The sequence below is a fragment of the Nostoc sp. UHCC 0252 genome, assembly GCF_034931145.1.
Lineage (GTDB): Bacteria > Cyanobacteriota > Cyanobacteriia > Cyanobacteriales > Nostocaceae > Nostoc.
The window spans coordinates 1-4965 of sequence record NZ_JAYGHE010000151.1 but is presented as its reverse complement, the minus strand read 5'-3'; the positions used below and the strand labels follow the sequence as shown (position 1 = coordinate 4965).

Sequence of the window (4965 nt, the reverse complement as noted above, 5' to 3'; positions counted from 1 at the left end):
AAAGAACTACGGTAAAGATATCGCTAAAGCGATCCTGGGGGCTTGCAGCACTAAGTTTATATTCAATCCTGGTGAGAACGAGTCGGCGCAATTATTCTCCAGCTTCTTAGGTGATGAAGAGATTAAGTACAAGCAAAAAAGCCGTTCTACTGGTAGTAAAAATAATAGCACTAGTATTAGTGACCAAGAAAAAACTAGAAAGCTTTTTGAATCGGCTCAATTTCTCAAACTAATTGCTGGGAAATGTGTTTTTATTAATCCGGCTTATGCCAATAAAAAGGAGGGGTCTGTTCCTTTACTCAAAACTATCAAAATCAATGATTCACTCAAAAATATTGATAAATACAATCAACTTAAATGGGCAAGGATTGTCAGTTTACTAGCTAGAAAGAGTACACAGAAATTTCCCTCACAGCAAGATTTAGCTTTGCGAGTTAAGCAAGTTGATTCACGCTTCCCCATTCCCCAAAACTCTCAACTTTCTAATCCTAATTTGACATCACAAGATGTTGACACTATGGTTTTCTAATAAGAATTCAGTCCTTCTGAATTCAGGAGTCAGAATAGTTAAATAATTAGAAGAAGATTTATTGAGAAAGTATCGTTTTTATACTAATTCCTTCCTAATTCTGACTTCTGACTCCTGGGTGCTGAATTCTTACGTTTTCTAATATCGGGTTTTTATATCAAGCACATAATGAGATAACAATTATGAAAATAATGATTGAAGAACTGAAGATTGATAATTTTGGCTTCATTGAAACTTTATCCCAACGGTATATTCTCGCCAATGGTAGTTTTATTGATATTAATCATCCCCTGGCTCAGATTATTGATGACTTTAATACCTTATCTGGTACTAGACCAAAGCTGAGAAATTTGGGCATATATAATCTGATCAGTTTAAAAAACATTTATATTCAACTAAACCAAGAAGCTTGCCTGAAAATTGTTGACCAATATATTCACGGTATCGGCTGGCATGATTTGCAGTATATCTGTTTTTTAGATATTCAATCTAGCAATATTTATATTCATATTATTTTTAATCGCGTTACACCCCAAGGTAAACTCATCGATATCAAATGCTTGGGGGCTAACTGGCAACAATATGAGGTTCTGCGCCAATCTTGTTCTCTCGTCATCGACAACCCCGTTCATAACAAATATTTGCAAAGACGATTCTGCAACTGTTGTGGTTAAACAAGAATAGAACACTAAACGCGGATTTCTCACCAGATACCTCAAAACACAAGAGCCACCCCTTACACCCTAATAAATATGTTTGACGAAAGGCATTTACAACTAAGTTCTGCTTATGCTCATAGCAGTGAGTATTTTATCCGTAATGTGATTTATCCTCTAGCTAAATATATTGATGAATATATTAAGCAGAAAGTTGAAGCTTCTATTAATAAAAGGCTGTATTGGGAAACTGGTAAACAGACTTATGCCATGAGTCGAGATGAAAAGGGTGGGTGGAAGTGGGAGAAATATGACCCCAAGGCTAATCAGTTTGTGTCTCCACCGATAAGTGAACAGAAGCAAGCAGCTTCTTCACTTGCAGAAGCTGTATCTCAGGATGCAAGAATTCCTCGCTCTGAGATAGTGGTAGAAGACACTACACAATATACCGAAGATTCTATTACTCAACCGATAAAAGCTCAAACAGAGAAAATAAATACTTTTGCTAAATCTTTAGGTCTAAAAATTGAAGCTGACCACCAAACCTTTGTTGCTAATGTCAAAAGTAATGGCAAAATCGGTTTCTCACTAATTGATGGTAAAACTAACAAAATAATTCCTGATAACAGATTTGCCGTCGAAATTCAAGCAGATGTTAATAAATACTTAGCCGAGTCTTTTGCGGCATTAAACATTAATAGAAAGGCGATTAAAAACATTGATAAAAATCTTTTACGTCAGCTAGATAAAGAGATTAATGATTATTTAAAAGATAGTTTGACTAGCTTTTTGTCGCCTATTGAGGCAAGTAATGTGAAAAAAGACAATCAAATTGAAGGAGGCAGGAGGCAGGAGGCAGAAGGCAGAAGGAGTGAATCAGTAGGGGATTCGACCCCTACTGATTTAGCAGACCTGAACTCTCGTACCCTGCGGGAAGCTAACGCAAGAGTGGGGGACTTAAACCCAAGATCCGTATGGTCGCGGTACTTGAGAGATAGCGCCGACGGCAAAGCAAGTCTGCAAGCGTCGGGCAGTTTTCCTCCTGCCTCCTGCCCTCTGCCTCCTGCCTTTCTCGATAACCAATTAAATTCACAACCTCAAGATATTCCCCCAGCCCCCGCACACATAGATACGCAGCACTGGCAAGAACTAGTAGGAAAAAGTGGGATCGCCCCTGGCATTGCCGAGATGAACTTTAAAAGTTTGCACATTGACCCGATAGAACAGGAGCATCTTGCATGGGAACATCTGTTGTACAGCAACAATATCAAACGCCTCAATACAGGGCAATTGTCTAAGGGGTGGCGTGACGCATATTCTCATATCGAAGCTGGTGGTTGGTGGTGTAAATCTGGTGTAGACCCCACCCAATTTGAACAGTTAGCGCCAGCAACGCAATCAAGTTGGAAAGCCTGGGGGTGCTATAAGCCCAATCAACCGCGACCAAAAACGGAGAATAAAGATGGTAAATCTGTAGTGATTCCAGGGAAATTTACCAAATATGAACATCCACCAGGAGTTGAAAAAAGTATCTTTCTACTTGATGTCCCAGACGATATTGCACAAGGTATCTACCAAAAAGTGGGAGTAAACCCCACCGATAGCGATCGCTTGAGTGGATTTTGGTACTGTGTTTGGAAGCACAATATCCCAGTTAGCATTACTGAGGGAGCCAAAAAAGCAGCCAGTCTGTTAAGCCAAGGTGATGCAGCAATTGGGCTAGCAGGAATTAACGGCGGCTACTATAAAACTAAGAAACTTGAAAATCCTGTTGAGAATAAAATTAACACAAAGGAAAGTGAGCAGGGTGCAACACTTGCTGCCATAGAGTCAGATGAAACTGAGGCTATTGATGACAACGAAATTGAAGTACTGGAAAATCAAGCACCCAACGAAATTGACAACAAGAGTGCTTTAAGTAATGCTACTCACTTTTTGCATCCTGAGTTAGCAGTTTTTGCTACTATGGGACGAGAGTTCAAAATCTGCTTTGATTTTGATAGCAGCATCAAAACCAAGAACAATGTTGATGCTGCCACTTTGCGTACTGGACAATTGCTAGAGGAGGCGGGTTGCAAAGTGAGTGTGATTTCTCTACCTGGGCCAGATAAAGGTGTGGATGATTATATCGTCGCTCAAGGGAGTGAAGCTTTTGCCCTGTTACAGTCCCAAGCCTTACCCTTAGAACAATGGGATGATTTGCGCCATCTGGAATCACGCTCAACTATCAAGCTTAAAGATGGTACAACCAAGAAAGTTGGCGACAAAAATCAGGTTGCTGCAATTGCACAAGAGATTGTGTCACCAGATAACGAATCTCAGCAAGAGAATTTAATTGCTCAAGCACCTTCCTCATCTGTTAATCAATCAGCACAAGAAAACAAATCTCCTGATGAAAGTTCCAAAGCGCTTGCATCCGAGCTAAAAATTTCGCTATGTAATCTCCAGGTTAAGACTTCTTCATCATCTGCTAAATCTAGTCAACTACAACAGCAATCTTCATCAGCAAATCAAACAACTTCATTCGCATCTAACACAAGACAACAACACAACGATACTGTTACTCCAGTATCGACCGACAACAAGCAATCTGTGCCATTAAATACCACAACCCAGAATCAATCAGCTTCTCAAAATCAACAACCAACCAACACAACCACCCAGTTATCAACACAGCAAACAGAAATTAATGCTGGTTCATCTAGCTGGTTTCCTTGTCAGAGGAAGAAACCAATGAATGAAACTCCTCCCCTAAAACCAATTCCGAATTGGGCTAAAACGCAGGATGTTACCCTTTACCAACGCAACTACCGACGACGACAACTTGAGGATAAAGAAAATCAAGCGATGGCACAGGCGGCTGTTGCCTTAGTCAAAAAATATGGTGTGGAAACTAAAGATAATCAGCTAACTTACCAAGCCGATGCTTTCATTATCAACAAAAAAGGCGAAGATTACACTATTTACCGTCGCCACGATAATAAGCCGTTGATGACCTTCATGGCAGATCGTTGGAGCCAGGTGCGACGGGTGAATCTGGCTCAAGATTTTAATACCAAAAATTATCCGATTAATATCCTGCCTGTTGAGAGGCAAGAATTTTTGTTGATCGCAGATTATCTCAAATCTGGTAAACAATTACCTTCAGTGGATGATGACCCACGTAAAATTGCTTCTGTCTTGAGTTCGGTTTCACCTAGTGGCACACACAATATTTTAGAAAGTTTCAAACAACCTCAAGTGTTACAAGTGATGATGGGTGCTATCCGTAACTTTAAGAAAGATGACTTAACCTTGGATAATTACCGCATTCTCTTCCAGCAAGGAGCGGGTGGCAAATCTACACTACAGCTATTCAAAACTGAACTTGGGGGTCTGCAAAGGGAAGCTGTTCGCTTTCAGTTTGAGAAAACTGAAACTGGGATGACTCACCAAGTCAAAGCTCTGGCTATCACTGAAGCTGATTTGGAAAAGTTGGGTTTGCTGGCTCAAAAACTGCATATTAATTACAAAGATTTGTTTGGCAACCCGACAGACACCCGTGACATCGACCTGCCCGTTCATCCCGAAATTACCCGTAATTTAGACGAGGAGCAGTCACACCAATCTACTCAACCTACACCCAACGTACCAGATCGCAAGACACAATCACACCCGCAAGAAGCAAGCTCTAATTCTCCAAAACAACAGAACGCTGTATCACACTCAACTACATCTAACAGCACAACACCATCACAACAAAATTTTTCTTCTAACTTAGATAAAGTTTTGCTACCACTG

Annotated in this window: 3 protein-coding genes; all 3 read left to right on the top strand. The window is 40.3% G+C overall.

Annotated elements, in window-relative coordinates; all coding sequences use genetic code 11:
- The coding region (locus VB732_RS35340; protein WP_323235463.1) for a TraM recognition domain-containing protein at positions 1 to 529 on the top strand (529 nt) is incomplete at its 5' end.
- Positions 530 to 711: 182 nt separating this feature from the next.
- Complete coding sequence (locus VB732_RS35335; RefSeq protein ID WP_323235462.1) at positions 712 to 1203, top strand: relaxase/mobilization nuclease domain-containing protein; 492 nt, start codon at positions 712 to 714, stop codon at positions 1201 to 1203.
- A 78-nt stretch (positions 1204 to 1281) separates the two neighbouring features.
- A partial coding sequence (locus VB732_RS35330) for a DUF3854 domain-containing protein (RefSeq protein ID WP_323235461.1) occupies positions 1282 to 4965 on the top strand: 3684 nt, incomplete at its 3' end.